At 66.7% G+C, this 18,866-nt stretch carries 13 protein-coding genes; 8 read left to right on the top strand and 5 right to left on the bottom strand.

Annotated elements, in window-relative coordinates; all coding sequences use genetic code 11:
- Positions 1 to 40 precede the first annotated feature (40 nt).
- The 5 genes from NUW50_RS04580 to NUW50_RS04600 all read left to right on the top strand — a co-directional run bounded on the left by NUW50_RS04580 (position 41) and on the right by NUW50_RS04600 (position 10,170).
- On the top strand, positions 41 to 2,653 hold the full coding sequence (locus NUW50_RS04580; protein ID WP_258287885.1) for a CHAT domain-containing tetratricopeptide repeat protein: 2,613 nt from the start codon (positions 41 to 43) through the stop codon (positions 2,651 to 2,653).
- A gap of 231 nt (positions 2,654 to 2,884) precedes the next feature.
- On the top strand, positions 2,885 to 3,553 hold the full coding sequence (gene purQ, locus NUW50_RS04585) for a phosphoribosylformylglycinamidine synthase subunit PurQ (RefSeq protein ID WP_258287886.1): 669 nt from the start codon (positions 2,885 to 2,887) through the stop codon (positions 3,551 to 3,553).
- Between the two features lie 45 nt (positions 3,554 to 3,598).
- On the top strand, positions 3,599 to 5,395 hold the full coding sequence (locus tag NUW50_RS04590; RefSeq protein WP_443135074.1) for a sensor histidine kinase: 1,797 nt from the start codon (positions 3,599 to 3,601) through the stop codon (positions 5,393 to 5,395).
- A 6-nt stretch (positions 5,396 to 5,401) separates the two neighbouring features.
- Positions 5,402 to 6,733: a sigma-54-dependent transcriptional regulator gene (locus NUW50_RS04595; protein ID WP_258287887.1), complete on the top strand. Its 1,332-nt coding sequence runs from the start codon at positions 5,402 to 5,404 to the stop codon at positions 6,731 to 6,733.
- 545 nt (positions 6,734 to 7,278) lie between these two features.
- Positions 7,279 to 10,170, top strand: a complete 2,892-nt coding sequence (locus NUW50_RS04600; protein ID WP_258287888.1) for an Rne/Rng family ribonuclease — start codon at positions 7,279 to 7,281, stop codon at positions 10,168 to 10,170.
- A gap of 64 nt (positions 10,171 to 10,234) precedes the next feature.
- On the opposite strand, the gene NUW50_RS04605 is transcribed toward NUW50_RS04600, so the two are convergent.
- Positions 10,235 to 10,477, bottom strand: coding sequence for a sulfurtransferase TusA family protein (locus NUW50_RS04605; protein WP_258287889.1), 243 nt, complete (start codon positions 10,475 to 10,477; stop codon positions 10,235 to 10,237).
- A gap of 94 nt (positions 10,478 to 10,571) precedes the next feature.
- Here NUW50_RS04605 and NUW50_RS04610 point away from each other — a divergent pair, with 94 nt between their 5' ends.
- Complete coding sequence (locus NUW50_RS04610) at positions 10,572 to 11,315, top strand: cytochrome c biogenesis CcdA family protein (RefSeq protein WP_258287890.1); 744 nt, start codon at positions 10,572 to 10,574, stop codon at positions 11,313 to 11,315.
- 114 nt (positions 11,316 to 11,429) lie between these two features.
- On the opposite strand, the gene NUW50_RS04615 is transcribed toward NUW50_RS04610, so the two are convergent.
- The 3 genes from NUW50_RS04615 to guaA all read right to left on the bottom strand — a co-directional run bounded on the left by NUW50_RS04615 (position 11,430) and on the right by guaA (position 15,892).
- Positions 11,430 to 12,755, bottom strand: coding sequence for an HlyC/CorC family transporter (locus tag NUW50_RS04615; protein ID WP_258287891.1), 1,326 nt, complete (start codon positions 12,753 to 12,755; stop codon positions 11,430 to 11,432).
- Between the two features lie 107 nt (positions 12,756 to 12,862).
- Positions 12,863 to 14,182, bottom strand: a complete 1,320-nt coding sequence (locus tag NUW50_RS04620; RefSeq protein WP_258287892.1) for an MFS transporter — start codon at positions 14,180 to 14,182, stop codon at positions 12,863 to 12,865.
- Positions 14,183 to 14,335: 153 nt separating this feature from the next.
- A complete protein-coding gene (gene guaA / locus NUW50_RS04625; RefSeq protein ID WP_258287893.1) occupies positions 14,336 to 15,892 on the bottom strand; it encodes a glutamine-hydrolyzing GMP synthase in 1,557 nt (518 codons plus the stop codon).
- 179 nt (positions 15,893 to 16,071) lie between these two features.
- On the opposite strand from guaA, the gene NUW50_RS04630 reads away from it, so the two are divergent.
- Together NUW50_RS04630 and NUW50_RS04635 are read left to right on the top strand one after the other, a co-directional pair.
- Entirely contained in the window at positions 16,072 to 16,887 is an 816-nt protein-coding gene (locus tag NUW50_RS04630) for a universal stress protein (RefSeq protein WP_258287894.1), read from the top strand.
- A gap of 119 nt (positions 16,888 to 17,006) precedes the next feature.
- Positions 17,007 to 18,551 (top strand): trimethylamine methyltransferase family protein, encoded by a 1,545-nt coding sequence (locus tag NUW50_RS04635; protein WP_258287895.1) that lies wholly within the window; start codon positions 17,007 to 17,009, stop codon positions 18,549 to 18,551.
- Here the strand turns inward: NUW50_RS04635 and NUW50_RS04640 are convergent.
- Positions 18,544 to 18,837 (bottom strand): DUF6477 family protein, encoded by a 294-nt coding sequence (locus NUW50_RS04640; RefSeq protein WP_258287896.1) that lies wholly within the window; start codon positions 18,835 to 18,837, stop codon positions 18,544 to 18,546. The genes NUW50_RS04635 and NUW50_RS04640 overlap by 8 nt on opposite strands.
- Positions 18,838 to 18,866: the final 29 nt, after the last annotated feature.

The raw sequence follows: 18,866 nt of genomic DNA on the forward strand, positions 1-18,866 counted from the left end.
TGCGCAGTGCGGCGCGCGCCGTGCGCTCTGGGAGTGTGCCTTGCCGATACTGTCGAGATTTGCCCTCTGCTTCTGGCTGGCGTTGGCGGCTGTCACGCTCGGCGGCGGCCCGGCGCTGGCACAGGCCGATGCCGAGATCCGCGACCAGATCCTTGCCGGGCAGCCCTCGCAGCTGGTCACAAAGGCCAAGGCGGGCGATCCCTACGCACAGCTCGAACTGGGCACCAATCTGGCGGAGATCCTGCAGGACGCCAGCCTGCGCGAGGCGATCTACTGGCTGGAGGCCGCCTATGACCAGTTCGACGCCATGTCGGGCGACGTGCGCCGCAATGCCGGTGTGGCGGCCTGGAACATCGGCTATGCCTACAAGGACCTGAGCGATTTCGACGAGGCGCTGGTCTGGTTCGACGCGATGCTGGCCAATGCCCGGGAGCTGTCGCATCTGCGCGACAGTGACTGGCGTATCGCCTCGGCGCTGGAATTGCAGGGCCTGACCCTGCTGGACCTGTCGCGCTACCCCGAAGCGCTGGCCAAGTTCGAGGCCGCCCGGAGGATCTTCAGCGGCTGGACCGGCGGCGGACCCGAGGCGACGGGGGACTACTACATGGTCAATGTCGCCTCGACCTGGCTGCACACCGGGATCGCGCTGGAGCATCAGGAACGTTTCGAAGAGGCGATCGCGGCCTATCGGAAGGCGATGGATCTGTTCGAGCAGTCCGAGGGCCGCGAGGCCGGCGGATATGGCTATGCGATCGGCAATATCGGCGTGGTCTACTGGCGCATGGGCCGGTTCGAACTGGCCCGGGCCTGGATGGAACGCGGCTTCGAGTTCGACCTGGTCTCGGATGGCGATTTCAGCATCAACGCGACCAAGTCGCGGATCAATCTGGGGCTGGTCTCCCTGGACCTCGGCGATGTCGATCAGGCGATCTATTGGTCGATGAAGGCGCTGCCCTGGATGGTGGCGAACCGGCGCCAGAGCCTGAGCGATCAAAGATGGGTCTTCGAAACCCTGCAACGCGCCTTCGCGAAGAAGGGAGAGATCGACCGCGCGATCCTGTTCGGCAAGATGGCGGTCAATGCGCAGCAGGAGATACGGGCGCTGAACGACTCGTTGAGCGAATCCGAAACCGAAGGGCTGCGAAGCGAATGGCGCCGGCTCTATCAGGACCTCGCCGGGTTGCTGATCGGGCAGGGGCGTCTCTCGGAAGCCCAGGCGGTGCTGAACATGGAGAAGGAGCAGGAAGTCTTCGAGTTCCTGCAACGCGACGGCACGGCCGATCTGCGCAAGACCCAGTCACTGCTGTCCGACAGCGAACTGGACCAGCAGGCGCGGCTGACCGCGCTTGCACAGATTCCGGTGGCGGCCGAGCAGGAATTGCAGCGGCTCTATGCCCTGGATGACGACGGCGTCGCCACCGACGAGGACCTGGAACAGATCGCGGTGCTGGAAGAGGCGCTGCAACGTGCCACGGATGCCTTCGATGCCGCGGTCGAGGGGTTTCTGGCCGAAGTCGGCACCGAGGAACGCGGCAGTTTCGAGGCGCAGTTCGACTCGGTCGGCACCTATCAGGACATTCTCGACGAACTCGACCGGCCGACCGCGATCCTGCAGATCGCCGCCCTGGACGATGCGACGCATCTGTTCCTGACCCTGCCGGGCATCTCGGAACATTTCGAGGTCGCCGTGACCCGGGCCGAACTGGCCGGGCTGGTCTTCGAGGCGCTGCAGGCGATCGAGGACCGCGACGCAGAGGTGAAAGTGCCGCTGCGCAGGCTGCACGACCTGCTGGTGGCACCGGTGCGCCCGGCGCTCGAAGCGGCGGGGATCGAGGTGGTGATGCTCAATCTCGACGGCTTCCTGCGCTATGTGCCCTTCGCGGCGCTTTATGACGGCGAGGGCTATCTGGTCGAGGATTACGCCCTGGCAATCTATTCGGCGGCGGTGCCGACCCAGTTCCGCCGCGGTGGCCGCGATGCCGACAGGACCGCCGGCTTCGGCGTCACCAAGGCCTTTCCCGGATTCGACGCCCTGCCGGGAGTGAAACGCGAGATCGAGCGGATTTTCGGGGCCGAGGGCGGCGTGCTGGCGGGAAAGACCGGGCTGGACGAGGCCTTCGACGAGGCCAGCCTGAAGCGGACCCTGCGCGGCAAGCCTGAAATCCTGCACATCGCCAGCCATTTCGCCCTGCAACCGGGGCAGGAGGATGACTCCTTCCTGCTGCTGGGCGATGGCGCGCATCTGACCCTTGCCACGATCCGCAAGGAGCGGGCGCTGCGGTTTCGGGGGGTGGACCTGCTGACGCTCAGCGCCTGCCAGACGGCCCGGGGCGGCGACGGGTCCGAGCTTGACGGGTTCGGCGCCACGGCCCAGCTCTCGGGCGCCAGCGCGGTGATGGCCTCTCTCTGGCCGGTGGCCGACGAGGCGACGCCCCGGCTGATGGCGCTGTTCTACCGCAACATGATCGAAGGCGGGATGGACAAGGCCGAGGCGCTGCGCCAGGCGCAATTGTCGATGCTGGCCGAAGGTGGCGCCGGCGGCGGTGGCGAACGGTCGGGCAGGCCGATCCGGCGCGGCAGCGGCAAGGGGTCTGTCGGGCTGGACCATCCCTATTTCTGGTCGGCCTTCGTGCTGATGGGCAACTGGCTGTAGGGGGTTGGCCGGGTCGCCGGATTGTGTCGGGGCATGGTGCGTGCGAGCACGCACCCTACGGGCCCTCCAGACAACGGTGGTTCGTCGCGCGGTGTAGGGTGCGTGCTCGCACGCACCACCCACGCACCACGCCCGCACCAAACCGACGCCTTTCCCCGCGTCTCCACTCTGGTCGCGCGCGGGAATCTGCGCTAAGGGCAGGGCATCCGCCAGCGCCAAAGGGGACCGCCGATGAAGGCCGCCATCATCACCTTTCCGGGGTCGAACTGCGACCGCGATCTGGCCACCGCCTTCGAACGCGAAGGCTTCGAGGTTGCCCGGGTCTGGCACAAGGACACGGCCTTGCCCGAGGGCACCGATGTGGTCGGCGTGCCGGGAGGATTCTCCTACGGCGACTACCTGCGCTGCGGTGCCATCGCGGCACGATCGCCGATCGTGGCGGCAATGACGGCCCATGTCACCCGCGGCGGCTACATGATCGGAATCTGCAACGGCTTCCAGATTCTGACCGAGACCGGCCTGCTGCCGGGCGCCCTGATGCGCAATGCCGGGTTGAAATTCGTCTGCCGCACCGTCGGGCTGCGGGTCCAGACCTCGGACTCGGTCTTTACCTCGGCGCTGGACAAGGGCCAGGTGATCCAGGTGCCGCTGGCCCATCACGAGGGCAATTATGTCATTGACGACGATGGGCTTTCCCGGCTGAAGGCAGAGGATCGCATCGCCTTCACCTATACCGAGAACCCGAATGGTTCGGTCGCCGACATCGCCGGCATCCTGTCCGACAATCGCCGGGTGCTGGGCATGATGCCGCATCCCGAACGCGCCGCCGATCCGGCCCTGGGCCCGGCCGAGGGCCGCGCGGTCTTCGGCGGTATCTTGCAGGCCGTGGTGAGCGCCTGAGCACCAACGCTTGAGCCGCCCCCGCCGGGGGCCTAGACTCCGTCCATGACGGCCGAGGCCAACATCCAGTCCGCCGGACCGCCGCAAGGCGGCGAAGGCAGCCGTACCCGCCGCGGCAGCCTGCGGTGGCGCTGGCTGATTCGGCTGGTCATGGTGCTGATGATCGGCCTTGCGGTCGGCACCGTCTGGTACACCAACACCTGGCTGACCGAACGCTTTACCGCCACCACACGGGCCCGGGCCGAGGTCCGGCAGACGCTCTATTCCGGCAACATCATGAGCGAACTGCAACGCAATTCGATCGTGCCGCTTCTGCTGTCGCGCGATCCGGAACTGATCAAGGCCCTGCAGAGCCAGGACTATTCGCGCGCCTCGCAGCGGCTGATCACCTTCGTCGACGAAATCGGCGCGGCCTCCCTGCAACTGGTGGATGGCGCCGGGCGGGTGGTCGGCGCCACCGACCGCAACCTGATCGGCACCAATTACCGGCAATCCACCTTCGTCATCGAGGCGCAGCGCTCGAACGACACCGTGTTCTCGACCACGCTGTCCGAGGCCGGGGCCTTCCGCTTTACCTATTCGCGGCGCATCCAGGCCGACGGGGTGTTGCTGGGGGTGATCCTTGTCCATGTCGATCTGCGCAAGTTCGAGCAGAGCTGGTCGGGAATTTCCGATGCCGTCTTCGTGACCGACAGCGAAGGCCGGATCATGCTGACCACCGAGCCGCGCTGGCGCGGGCTGCTGGAGAACGAGGCGCTGGCCGATACCTCGGCGCCCTCGGCCATCGAACGCGCGATCCGCGCCACCGCCGACTGGACGGCGCTGCCGCCCGACGCCTATCTGCGCGGCGAGGCGGTGATGCGGCTGGAAAGCCGGATTCCCTTCCAGGGCTGGCGGATGGTGACCTTCTCGCCCTATGCCTCGGTGCGCGAACGGGTCAATGCGGTGCTGGCTCTGGAGATCATGGGATTCGCGATCCTGCTGGCGCTGGCCTTCTGGCTGTCCTCGCGCCGGGCCTATTCGCAATCGGCCTTCTTCCGCGCCGAAAGCGCCGAGCTGCGGCAGCTGAACGTCGCCCTGCAGCGCGAGATCGCCGAGCGGGAGCGGGCCGAGAAGAACCTGCAGGTGGCCGAGCAGACCCTGGCGCAATCGTCGAAACTGGCCGCCCTCGGCGAGATGTCGGCGGCGGTCAGCCACGAACTGAACCAGCCGCTGGCGGCGATGAAGACCTACCTGGCCGGGGCAAGGCTGCTGCTGCAGCGCAAGCGGCCCGAGGAGAGCCTGGCCTCGTTTCAGCGCATCGACGACCTGATCGAGCGGATGGGCGCCATCACCCGGCAGCTCAAGAGCTATGCCCGCAAGGGCGGCGACGCCTTCGAGCCGATCGACCTGCGCACGGCGATCTCGGCGGCGCTTGCGATGATGGAACCGCAGCTGAAGAGCCGCAAGGTGAAGATCAACCGCTCGATGCCGCGCCAGCCGGTGATGGTGCTGGGCGACCGGATCCGGATCGAACAGGTGGTCATCAACCTGTTCCGCAACGCGCTGGACGCGACCAAGGACGTCGCGGAACCCGAAATTTCGCTGACCCTCAGCGCCGGCAGTCAAGCGGTGTTGATGGTTCGTGATAATGGGCACGGGATCAAGGACTTGGTGAACCTTTTTGAACCATTTTACACAACCAAGGCACCCGGCGACGGAGTCGGACTCGGGCTGGCGATCTCTTCGGGAATCGTCAACGATCACGGGGGCCGCCTGACGGCCCGGAATGCTCAGGGCGGCGGCGCCGTTTTTGAAATGCAATTGCCGATCCTACGGGAACGCACGGAAGCAGCGGAGTAAGCCAGAATGGCCAAAGGCATGAAAATCGCCATCGTGGACGACGAGCAGGACATGCGGCAGTCGATCAGCCAGTGGCTGGCACTGTCGGGGTTCGACACCGAAACCTATCCGAGCGCCGAAGAGGCGCTGAAGGCACTCGGGCCGGATTACCCCGGGGTGGTGGTCAGCGACATCAAGATGCCGGGGATGGACGGTATGGCATTCCTCAAGCGGCTGATGAGCCAGGATTCGGCACTGCCGGTGATCATGATCACCGGCCATGGCGACGTGCCGATGGCGGTCGAGGCGATGCGGGTCGGGGCCTTCGACTTTCTCGAAAAGCCGTTCAACCCAGACCGGATGACCGAACTGGCCAAGAAGGCGACGCTGAACCGGCGGCTGACGCTGGACAACCGGGCGCTGCGGCGCGAACTGTCCGACGGCTCGGGGCTGATGAAGAAGCTGATCGGCACCTCGGCGCCGATGGAACGGCTGCGCGAGGATATTCTCGATCTCGGCCAGGCCGAAGGCCATGTGCTGATCGACGGCGAGACCGGGACCGGCAAGACCCTTGTCGCCCATGCCCTGCACGCGGTCGGTGCCAAGGCGGGGCGGAAATTCGTGCTCTTCTCCTGCGCCGCGCATGACGAGGCCGGGCTGGCGGCGCGGCTCTTCGGCCCGGTGACCGAGGGCGTGGTGCTGCCCCTGATCGAGGAGGCGCGCGGCGGCACGCTGGTGCTGGAAGACATCGACGCCCTGCCGCAGGCGCTTCAGGCCAGGCTGCTGACCTGGATGAACGATCAGGGCACCCCGGCCGAGACCCGCGTGGTCGCGATCTCGAACCTGGCCGAGCAGGGCAAGACCTGCGAGGACGTGCTGCGCCCCGATCTCTATTACCGGCTGGCGGCGATGAAGATCACCCTGCCGCCGCTGCGCACCCGGGGCGAGGACATCCTGACCCTCTTCACCCGCTATGCCGAGCAATTCGCCGAGGAATACGGCTGCGCGGCGCCGCAGGTGAATGCGCAGGAGGCGGCGCAGCTGTTGCAGGCCCCCTGGCCGGGCAATGTGCGGCAGCTGATCAACATCTCGGAACGCGCGGTGCTGCAGGCGCGGCGCGGCTCGGGCTCGATCGCTTCGCTGCTGATGGCCGACAACGAGGATGCCGGCCCGGCGATGACCACCGAGGGCAAGCCGCTGAAGGAATATGTCGAGGCCTTCGAGCGGATGCTGATCGACAACACGATGCGGCGCCACAAGGGCTCGATCGCCAATGTGATGGACGAGCTGTGCCTGCCGCGGCGGACGCTGAACGAGAAGATGGCGAAATACGGATTGACCCGGTCGGACTACCTCTAGCGCGATCCGTGCCGGTTGCGGCCGCCAGGGCCGGGGGCTCTGCCCCCGGACCCCCGGGATATTTCCAAGGTAAAGAGGTCAGGAAAGTCAGGGTGTTGCAGGCCGATCTTCGGGCGCGGCAGCTGCGGCGGCGGGGCGCGCGGGATTTTGCCCATTGTCATGTCCCCGTGATCCCCCTTATGGTCGCGCGACCGCCGTGGCGCCTGGACAAGCCCGCAGGCGGCAAGAGATTCGCTGTTCCAATTGCAGCCCTGAGATCAATGTCGGGGCCCCAAGGGACAACCGATAGAGGCCGAAAGGCCGAAGACCTGCCCGAGACGCGACTTCCCCCCGGATGTCGGGTTGCCGGGCCTGAAACGGGCGACGGGACCAACCCGACGCCGGAGTGAAATGCGGATGAGGCCGAGCGCAGGATTGATGGGCAGAACGGGGCGCGACCGCGCCGCGCAGCCCTTCGGCGCCGCCGATCCCGCCCCCAACCAGAGCCGTGACCGCAGCGCCTGCCCGCCAGGGGGGACGCGCGCCGTCACGCGAGTACCAAACACATGGCAAAGAAGATGCTTATCGATGCCACCCATGCGGAAGAGACCCGCGTCGTGGTGGTGGACGGCAACAAGGTCGAGGAATTCGACTTTGAATCGGAGAACAAGCGCCAGCTAGCTGGCAATATCTATCTCGCGAAAGTCACGCGGGTCGAACCAAGCCTTCAGGCGGCGTTCATCGACTACGGCGGGAACCGGCACGGTTTCCTGGCCTTCTCGGAAATCCATCCCGACTATTACCAGATTCCGGTCGCCGACCGGGAAGCGCTTCTGGCCGAGGAGCGCGAGTTCGCGCAGGCCGAGGAAGCCGAGGAGGACCGCCGCTCGCGTGGCGGGTCCGGTTCGAAATCGAAATCCTCGCGCTCGCGCAGCCGCAGCAGTTCGAGCCGCAGCAAGGCCGCCAGCGCCGAGTCGGACGAGGTGGTCTCGACCGAGGCCTCGATCCCCGGCATGGATGTCGTCGATCTGGGCGATGACGAGGATCAGACCGGTGCCGCGCAGCCGGAAGAGGGCACCTCGCCCGCCTTCACCGTGCAGGAAACCCCGGTCGAGACGCCGGCCGCGTCCGAGGCCGAGGAGGATGTTGAGGACGATCAGGACAGGGCCGACTCGGGGGATGCCGAGAACTCCGATCCGGATATCGAGTCGGTGGCCGACGAGGATGTCACCGAGGAAATCCGCCAGCCACGCAAGCCGCGGGCCCGGAAGTACAAGATCCAGGAAGTCATCAAGGTCCGCCAGGTCATGCTGGTTCAGGTGGTCAAGGAAGAGCGCGGCAACAAGGGCGCGGCGCTGACGACCTATCTGAGCCTGGCCGGGCGCTATTGTGTCCTGATGCCGAACACCGCCCGGGGCGGCGGCATCTCGCGCAAGATCACCAATGCCGCGGATCGCAAGAAACTCAAAGAGATAGCGAACGAAATTGAAGTGCCGGACGGGGCCGGGCTGATCATCCGGACCGCGGGTGCCCAGCGGACCAAGGCCGAGATCAAGCGCGACTACGAGTATCTGCAACGGCTCTGGGAACAGATCCGCGAGCTGACGCTGAAGAGCATCGCGCCGGCCAAGATCTACGAGGAAGGCGACCTGATCAAGCGGTCGATCCGCGATCTCTACAACAAGGATATCGACGAGGTCTTCGTGGAAGGCGAGGCGGGCTATCGCAGCGCCAAGGACTTCATGAAGATGATCATGCCGTCGCATTCGAAGAATGTGAAACTCTATACCGAGACCATGCCGCTCTTCGCCCGCTATCAGGTCGAAAGCTACCTGGCCGGCATGTTCAACCCGACGGTGCAGTTGAAATCCGGCGGCTACATCGTGATCGGCGTGACCGAGGCACTGGTGGCCATCGACGTGAACTCGGGCCGCGCGACCAAGGAAGGCTCGATCGAGCAGACGGCGCTGAACACCAACCTCGAAGCTGCCGAAGAGGTGGCCCGCCAGCTGCGGCTGCGCGACCTGGCCGGTCTGATCGTGATCGACTTCATCGACATGGAAGAGCGCAAGAACAACGCGGCGGTCGAGAAGCGGTTCAAGGACAAGCTCAAGACCGACCGGGCGCGGATCCAGGTCGGGCGGATTTCGGGCTTCGGCCTGCTGGAGATGAGCCGGCAGCGGCTGCGTCCCGGGATGCTGGAAGCCACGACCGCGCCCTGCAGCCATTGCCACGGCACCGGGCTTGTGCGCTCGGACGACAGCCTTGCCCTGACCATCCTGCGCCAGCTCGAGGAAGAGGGCACCAGGAAGCGCTCGAAGGAGGTGCTGCTGAAGGCGCCGATCGCGATCGCCAATTTCCTGATGAACCAGAAGCGCGAGCATATCCAGGTGATCGAGCAGCGCTATGGCATGGCGGTGCGGATCGAGGCCGACCCGACGCTGATCTCGCCCGACTTCTCGATCGAGAAGTTCAAGACCGCGACCCGTTCGGTGCCCGAGGCGCTGCCGGTGATCTCGGGGTCCTCGGCGCTGATGGATCAGGTCGACGAGGACGAGGATCAGGTCGTCGAGGACGAGAGCGAGACCGAAGAAGGTCAGGCCCAGTCCGGTGGCGGCGAACAGGGGGACGGCCCGCCGAAGAAGAAGCGCCGGCGTCGGCGTCGGCGCAAGTCGGGGTCGTCTTCCGGGCAGAACGGTCAATACGCGAATGGCGCCGATCAGGGCGGACAGGCAAGCGACGACCGGAAGGACGGCGATGGCGAGGACAGCGACGCGGAACGCGCCGCCTTTGCCGCCGCCCAGGTCGTGCAGCATGAGGACGCTCCGGCCGAGGTCGAGCCCGAAACGGCCGAGGCATCTGCCGAAGCCGAAGCGCCTGCCGAAAAGCCGAAGAGCCGGACGGTGAGCCGCTCGTCGCTTTCGCGGAGCACCAGTGCGAAGGCGGCCAAGGCCGAGGAGGCCGAGGCCCAGACCGAGGCGGTGGCCGAGCCGAGCGCCGAACCTGCGCCCGCGGCCGAGGCTGAACCTGCGCCCGAGGCCGAAGCCGAGGCGGAGGCCCCGGCGAAGAAGCCGAGCACCCGCAAGGCCCCGGCCAAGAAGACCGCATCGAAGTCCACGACGACCAAGACGGCGGCCAAGAAACCGGCGGCCAAGAAGCCTTCGACGCGGACGACCAAGGCCAAGGCCGCCGAAGCGGTGGAGCCGGAAGTGACCGAAACCGCGCCGGACACCGCCGAAGAGGCGCCGAAGCCGAAGCCGAAGCCCGCGACGCGATCGCGTGCCAAGCCGAAGGCCGAGCCGAAGCCGGAGGCAGAACCGGTCGCCGCCGTAGCGGAAGCCGAAGCGGCACCGGCCGAAGCAGCGCCGGCCGAAGCAGCGCCAGCCGAGGCCGCGCCGGTCGAGACTGTCGAAGAGGCCAAGCCGAAGAAACGCGGCTGGTGGTCGCTCGGCCGCTGAGCGGATCGGGAATGATTTCGCAGGGGGCGGCGCCTGGCGTCGCCCCTTGTCGATTCCCGGGGGCTCAGTCCGTGGGATCGGGACCGCGGCGGATCCGGTAGGCACGATGGTCGCCGCGGTCCTCGGCGCCCAGAAAATCATGGCTGGCCTGGGCACAGAAATGCGGCATGTCCACCTCGGCCGCGGGGTCCGAGGCAAGCACCGTCAGAACCTCGCCCGGCGCCATGCCGCGCAGTTGCCTGGCGGCGCGCAGCACCGGCAGCGGGCAGAGCAGCCCCAGGGCATCGAGTTCGACATCCACATCCATGCCGCGCCGCCTAGCAGGGGGTGGGGCGTCTTGTCCACGGTTTGGTGATCGGGCAGGGCGTGACCTCGGTCCGGGGCTGGGATATGGGAGGTCCATGTTCGGATTTGAAATCATCGACGCCTCGCTTCTGCCGGCATTGTTCGTGGCGCTTCTGGCGGGGATGATCTCGTTCCTCAGCCCCTGCGTCCTGCCCATCGTGCCGCCCTATCTGGCCTTCATGTCCGGGATCACCGTGACCGAGATGGGCGACAGGGCCAACCGGGCGCTGGTTCCGGCGCTGTTCTTCGTGCTGGGCCTTTCGACGGTGTTCCTGCTGATGGGCTTTACCGCCTCGGCCTTCGGGCGGTTCTTCCTGATGAACCAGGAGTGGTTCTCGACCGCCGCCGGAATCGTGGTGATGATCTTCGGGGCGCATTTCATCGGCGTCTACCGGCTGCGCTTCCTGGATCGCGACCTGCGGTTCGAGGCCGGCGACCGTGGCGGTTCGTCGCTGGGCGCCTATGTGCTGGGGCTGGCCTTCGCCTTTGGCTGGACCCCCTGCATCGGCCCGATCCTGGGCGCGATCCTGACCGTCGCCGCATCGGAAGCCTCGCTGAGTCGCGGCACCCTGTTGCTGGCGGCCTATGCAATGGGCCTGGGTCTGCCCTTCCTGGCCGTGGCGGCGTTCTTCCCGCGGCTGAAGGGCCCGATGAACTTTCTCAAGCGCCACATGGAGCGGATCGAGCGGATCATGGGGCTGCTTCTGTGGACCGTCGGGCTGATGATGCTGACCGGCGGGTTCTCGGCCTTCTCGTACTGGCTGCTCGAAACGATGCCGGGGCTGGCGACGCTGGGGTAACCCTCCGGGCGTGGTGCGTGCACGCAGGCGCCCTGCGCGGGCCGCGCTGCATTCCCTCCAAGCCGCAGGGTGCACGATTTCAGGCAGCATTCCCCCGCAAGGGCGCCTTGGCCGCTACAGCGCCTCGCCGCGTTCCACCATCGGGCGCACCTTGATCCGGGTGATCCGGTTCGCCTCGCGGGTCAGGACCTCGAAGCGGAACCCGTGGAACAGGAAGACCTGGCCCTGGGCCGGAATCGCCTGGGCCTCGTGGATCACCAGCCCGGCCACGGTATTGGCCTCGTCATCCGGCAGCGACCAGTCGGTGGCCCGGTTGAAGTCGCGGATCGTCATGCCGCCGTCGATCGTGACCGAGCCGTCATCGGCCCGTTTCAGCATCGGCGGGGCCTCGACATCGAATTCGTCGGTGATCTCGCCGACGATCTCTTCCAGGATGTCCTCCAGCGTGATCAGCCCCTGCAGGGTGCCGTATTCGTCCACCACCAGCGCGAAATGACTCTTGCGCTTCAGGAACTGGCGCATCTGGTCGTCCAGCGTCGTCGTCTCGGGGACGAAATAGGGCTTCGTCGCCACCTCCAGGATGTCGAAGCCTTCGAACATGTCGGCGTCCGAGGGGGCGTCGCGCCGTTCGGCATACATCGCCCGCAGGAAATCCTTGGCATGGATCACGCCGACGATATTGTCGGGATCGTCGCGGTAGAGCGGCAGCCGGGTGTGGGACGAGTTCAGGCAGCGTTCCAGCAGTTCCTGCGTCGGCAGGGTGACGTCGAGCATCTCGATCTCCGAGCGGTGCCGCATCACCTCCTCGACCATACGGTCGCCCAGGTCCAGCGCCCCCAGCAGGCGGTCGCGGTCCTCCTTTTCGACCGCGCCCTCGTGGTGGCCCAGGGTGATGGCGCCGACGATTTCCTCGCGCACCGCCAGGATCTGGCTGTCGGGATCGGTGCGGACCCCGAAGAGATAGAGCAGCCCGCGCACCAGGAGTCGCACCGCCGAAACCACCGGCGAGGCGATCAGCACCACCAGCGAGATCGGATAGGCGACCATGGACGAGGCCCGCTCGGGGTTGGTGATCGCATAGGTCTTGGGCAGAACCTCGCCGAAGATCAGCACAAGTATGGTCATGCCCAGCGTCGCCAGCGCCACGCCGGATTCGCCGAACAGCCGGGTCAGCAGCGAGGTCGCCAGTGCCGCCGCGAGGATGTTGACGATGTTGTTGCCCAACAGGATCGAGCCGATCAGCCGCTCGCTGTCGTCGGTGAGGTCCAGCGCCTTCTTCGCGCCCGCCGACCCCTTGTCGGCCTGAATCCGCAGTTTGGCGCGGCTCGACGCCGTAAGCGCGGTCTCGGAACCCGAGAAGAAGGCCGAGGCGAAGAGCAGGATGAAAATGCCTGTAGCGGTTATCCAGAAGGCGGTATCGAGTATCAGGTCGGCGGGCATGGCTGTATCCTTGACATCGCCGCCTTATCCATTGTTGCGGGCCGCCGATCAAGTGTGGCCGCCGGGGTGCCGGGCCGGTCAGGCCGGCGCAGCCTGGCCCGCGTCCGTCACAGCGGGCTGGCCGGGGCAGAAAGCGATTGCGGCTGCTCGGGACCCTCGGCCATCGGCGCGGTCTCGTCGGTGCCGTCCAGCCGGTCGGCATTGCGCAGCGCCGGGAACAGCCGTGCCCAGGTGCCGGTGACGACCAGGGTGCCGATGCCGCCGAAGATCGCCGCCCCGACCGGCCCGATCAGCCGCGCCACGACACCGCTCTCGAACTCGCCCAGTTCGTTCGAACCCGAGATGAACAGCCCCGAGACCGAAGAAACCCGGCCGCGCATGTGGTCGGGCGTCACCACCTGCACCAGGGTCTGGCGCACGAAGACCGAGATCATGTCGGCGGCGCCCAGGCAGGCCAGCGCGGCCAGCGACAGCCACATGTTCTTCGACACCGCGAAGACCAGGGTCGAAAGGCCGAAACCGGCGACGCCCCAGAACATCTTGATCCCGGCCCGGCGCCGGATCGGCCGCCAGCTGAGCCAGGCCGCGACCAGTGCCGCGCCGATGGCGGGACCCGATCGCAGGATGCCGAAGCCGGTCGGCCCGACATGCAGCACGTCATTGGCGAAGGCCGGCAACAGCGCCGTCGCCCCGCCCAGCAGCACCGCGAAGAGGTCCAGCGAGATCGCGCCGAGGATGATCTTGTTGCCCCAGACGTAGTTCAGCCCTTCGAGGATCTGGGCGATGCGGCTGCCGTGCTGGCGGCGGGGCATGGTATTGGCGCGGATGAACAGCAGCGTGACGATGCAGAGGCCGTAGAGCAGCGCCGAGACCATGTAGCCGGCCGCCGGCGAGACCGCGACCAGCAGCCCGCCGATCCAGGGGCCGGTGATCACCGCCGCCTGCCAGCTGAGCGACTTGAAGGAAATCGCCTGCGCCATCTCCGACAGCGGCACAAGCATCGGCACAAGCGCCGAGGAGGCCGGCCCCAGATAGGCCCGCGCGGCGCCGAAGACGGCGGCAATGGCAAAGATCAGCACGATGCCATTGGCCGGATGCAGGGTCACCGCCACCAGGCCGAGGGCGCAGAGGAACTCCACGCCCAGCGAGATCAGCACGATCTTGCGCCGGTCGTGCCGGTCGGCGGTCGAGCCTCCGGGCAGGGCGAGGAAGAACAGCGGCAGGAAGATCGCCAGACCGATCATCCCGACCAGCAGCGAGCTTTCGGCCACGCTGCGGGTCTGCCGCGCCAAGGTGTAGACCTGCCAGCCCAGCGTCACCGCCTGAATCTGCACCGCGATATTGGCCATCAGCATCCCGCCCCAGAAAAGCGTGAAGTCGCGATGGCGGAACAGGAACGGGCGCTGGTGGCCTGCGGTCTGGCTCATGACAAGGGATCCGGGGCGCTGGACGCGCCGCCGCCCAATATGCACTTGACGAAGGGGAAGGCCAGAGGGGTCGGATCAGAAAGACCGGACCTGCGTCCGGTTCTCGCCTTCCTCGTGCCGCCTTGCGTGGCCCGGGGTGCCCCGGGGCCGGGCTCACTCCATTTCGATGGTGCCCGGCGGCTTCGAGGTCACGTCATACATGACCCGGTTGATGCCCTGCACCTCGTTGATGATCCGGGTCGAGGTCTCGGCCAGGAAGTCATGGCTGAACGGGTAGCTGTCGGCGGTCATGCCATCGACACTGGTCACCGCGCGCAGCGCCAACGCGAAGTCATAGGTGCGGTGATCGCCCATCACCCCGACGGTCCTCACCGGCAGGATCGCCGCGAAGGCCTGCCAGATCTCGTCGTAGAGCCCGTGCTTGCGGATCTGGTCGATGTAGATCGCGTCGGCCTTGCGCAGGATGTCGAGCTTCTCGCGGGTGATCTCGCCCGGGCAGCGGATCGCCAGGCCGGGGCCGGGGAAGGGGTGGCGGCCGATGAAACTGTCGGGCAGGCCCAGTTCGCGGCCCAGGGCCCGGACCTCGTCCTTGAACAGTTCGCGCAGCGGTTCGACCAGCTTCATGCCCATCTTCTCGGGCAGCCCGCCGACATTGTGGTGCGACTTGATGGTGACGCTCGGCCCGCCCGAGAAGCTGACGCTCTCGATCACGTCCGGGTAGAGCGTGCCCTGCGCCAGGAATTCGGCGCCGCCGACCTCTCCGGCGTGTTTCTGGAACACGTCGATGAACAGCCGCCCGATGATCTTGCGCTTTGTCTCGGGGTCCGAGACGCCGTCAAGCTCGCCCAGGAACAGCTCGGCCTCGTCGGCATGAATCAGCGGGATGTTGTAGGTGTCGCGGAACATCGACACGACTTCCTCGGCCTCGTTCAGTCGCAGCAGCCCGTGATCGACGAAGACGCAGGTCAGCTGATCGCCGATCGCCTCGTGGATCAGCACCGCCGCGACCGAGGAATCGACCCCGCCCGACAGCCCGCAGATCACCTTCGCATCGCCGACCTGTTCGCGGATCCGGCGGATCGCCTCGTCCTTGTAGGCGCCCATCGTCCAGTCGCCGGTGAATCCCGCCAGCTTGACGAAATTCTCGTAGAGCAAGGCGCCGCGTGGGGTGTGATGCACCTCGGGGTGAAACTGGACAGCATAGAAATGCCGGTCCGGATCGGCTGTCACCGCGAAGGGGGCATTGGGCGAGGTGCCATAGACCTTGAAGCCCGGCGCGATGGCCGAGACATGGTCGCCGTGGCTCATCCAGACCCGCTCGCGCCCTTCCTCGAACCAGCCGTCCAGAAGCGGCAGCTTCTCGTCGGTGGGGGTGACCCAGGCGCGGCCGAACTCGGCAGTGTCGTGGCCCCGATCGACCTTGCCGCCCAGCAGATGCATCATCAACTGCTGGCCGTAGCAGATGCCCAGGATCGGCACCCCCATGTCGAAGACCGACATCGGCACCGAGGGTGCGCCTTCGGCAAAGACCGAGGACGGCCCGCCCGAGAAGATCACCGCCTTGGGGGCGAAGGACTCGAGAAAGGACTCGGTGACTTTCTGGTAGGGATGGATTTCGCAATAGACGTTCAGCTCGCGCAGACGGCGCGCGATCAATTGCGTCACCTGGGAGCCGTAGTCGATGATGAGAAGGCGCTGATGCTGGGTCATGGCCACGCCATAGTTTGCCACCGGTTCCGAGGCAAGCGGTTCGGTGCGAGGCCGCCCCGGGCCGGCTGGCGTGGCGCGAAAAATCCTCCCCGAACCCTAAGAACCGCGCCGTCGGCGCCCTATGTCCAGTGTGAGGGTCGGACCTGCGGCCTTCGCAGACGCAAAGGAGACGTGTTTTGGTGGACCATATTCTCGCAGCTTCCGACCTGTCAGCCCGATCCGAACGCGCGCTGCGGCGGGCATTCCGGCTGGCAGAAAAGCATGACGCCAAGCTGACCGTGCTGTCGGTGGTCGACGAGGACCTGCCGGGGGCAATGGCGCAGAAGTTTCTCGGCGACACGCGCGAGGCGCTGGAACAGCTCTGCGGCTCGATCTCGGACCACCCCTGCACGATCGACGTGGACATCGCCGACCCGGCCGCCGGTGTCCTGCAACATCTGGAACAGAGCGGCGCCGACCTTCTGGTGCTGGGCACGCATCGGCCGCGGTTGCAGCTGTTCGCCGGTTCGACGATGGAGCGGATCGTGCGCGACAGCAAGGGGCCGGTCCTGCTGGTTCACGATCCGGCGGATCACGCCTATCAGAGCATCCTCGCCGGCATCGACATGTCGCCGCCCTGCGGCGCGGCGCTGCGGGCTGCCCTCCGTCTTGCCCCCGAAGCCGAGGTCACGACCTTCCATGCGGTTCACGTCCCGTACCGGGGATTCCTGATGCCGCAGGGCAGCAGCGCCGCCGAGGCGCCGATGATCGAAGAGGCGACGCGGGCGCTGGACGCCTTCTGGGCCGCGCATGACCTGCCCGAAAGCTGCGCCAGGCCGACCCCGGTCGTGGCCGGGCGGCGGGAATTGCTGAGCCGGAAGCTGATCGAGGTCGAACCCGACCTGCTGGTTCTCGGCGCGCATGGCCGGGGGCTTCTGATGCCCTCGCATCTGGGCAGCTTCACGCTGGAAATCCTGCGCACGCCGCCCTGCGATATCCTGGTCGTCAGAAGCTAGGCCGGGCCTCCCGCCGCGGACCGGTCGGGGATGTCGCAATTCGTCCTGGAAAGCCGCAATAGGCTCATCCGGTTGCGGTTCCAAAGGCTATCACCCGGATAACGATCGGGAGATTGGCGATGACGGATGTCGGGACGGGACGGCGGGCGCGGGGCGGTGGCGGCGCGGCGCGGCGGGCGGAACGCACCGCGGTGCGGATCGAGACCGCGCGCTTCATCGAGCGCAACATTCCGAATTTCGAGATCCTCGATACCGAGGCGCTCGAAACCATCGAATGGAATGCCGACACGGTGCTGGAGGAGATCGGGGTCCGCTTCCCCGAACAGCCCGAGGCGCTGGCCCGCTGGAAGGACGCGGGGGCCGATGTGTCGGGCGACCTGGTCCGGATTCCGCGCGGCCTGGCCCGCGAGCTGTGCAAGACAGCCCCCGCGACGATCACCCAGCACGCCCGCAATCCCGAAAAGACCGTCGAGATCGGCGGCAGGTCGCTGGTTCTCGCCCCGGTCTACGGCCCGCCCTTCGTGCGCGATGCCGAAGGCGGGCGGCGCTATGCGACCCTGGCGGATTTCCAGAACTTCGTGAAGCTCGGGCAGATGTCGAAATGGCTGCACCATTCCGGCGGCACGGTGTGCGAGCCGACCGACGTGCCGGTGAACAAGCGCCATCTGGACATGCTGCTGGCGCATATGACGCTCAGCGACAAGCCCTACATGGGTTCGGTCACCGAGCCCAGCCGGGCGGTGGATTCGGTCGAGATGTCGAAGATCCTCTTCGGCGCCGATTTCGTCGAGGCCAACACGGTGATCACCTCGCTGATCAACATCAACTCGCCGCTGACCTTCGACGGGCTGATGATGGGCGCGATGGAGGTCTATGCAAGGGCCAATCAGGCCAGCATCATCTCTCCCTTCATCGTCGGCGGAGCGATGGCGCCCTGCACGGTGGCGGGAACCCTGACCCAGGTGTTGGCCGAGGTGCTGGCCGGCGTCGCCTACAGCCAGCTGGTCCGCAAGGGTGCGCCGGTGATCTTCGGTGCCTTCGTGACCTCGATCGACATGAATTCGGGTGCGCCGACCTTCGGCACCCCCGAGGCCGGCCTGATCACCTATGGCGCCGGTCAGCTGGCGCGGCGGATGAACCTGCCCTATCGCTCGGCGGGGTCGTTCTGCGGCTCGAAGCTTCCCGACGCACAGGCCGCCTACGAGACCGCCAACAGTCTCAACATGGGGCTGCTGGCCGGGGTCAACTTCATGCTGCATGCCTGCGGCTGGCTGGAAGGCGGGCTGGTCAGCTCGTTCGAGAAATTCGTGCTCGACGCCGATCAGCTGGGCATCCTGCACAGTCTGGCCAAGGGCATCGACATGTCCGAGAACGGCCAGGCCATGGCGGCATTGCGCGAGGTCGGGCCGGGCGGGCATTACCTGGGCTGCCAGCACACCCAGGACAATTTCAAATCGGCCTTCTGGCGCACCGATGTGCTGGATTACAAACCCTTCGAGACCTGGTCCGAAGAGGGCGCCCGCGACACGGCGCAGCTGGCGACGGCGCGGGTCCGGAAGCTGCTGGGCGACTATCAGGCCCCGGCTCTGGACCCCGGCATTGCCGAGGCGCTGAACGCCTATGTGGCGCAGAAGAAGGCCTCGATGCCGGACGCCTTCATCTAGCACCGCTTCGCGCTCTTTCGAGCAGGCGGCTCTCGCCCAGCAGCGCAATCATCAGCGTGACATGGCGGGTCAGCGAATAGCCCGCATCGCCGGCCTGGCGTCGCTGTTCGGCCCTGGCTTCGGCATCGAGCAGGTGCCGCACCGCAACCTCCGGCGTCGGCAGTCGATCCTGCATCAAGCGGCGCAGGTCGCGGTTGCGGTTGTAATCGGCCAGCCCGGCCCGCGCCGCGCGGATCAGAAGGCTGGGCCGGCGAAGCGATTCGACATGCGTGCTGAGGTCTTGCATCGGTCTGCTCCCGGAGGTTTTCCGGCCCC

Origin of the sequence: Frigidibacter sp. ROC022, from assembly GCF_024723735.1 — a bacterium.
GTDB lineage: Bacteria > Pseudomonadota > Alphaproteobacteria > Rhodobacterales > Rhodobacteraceae > SLM-1.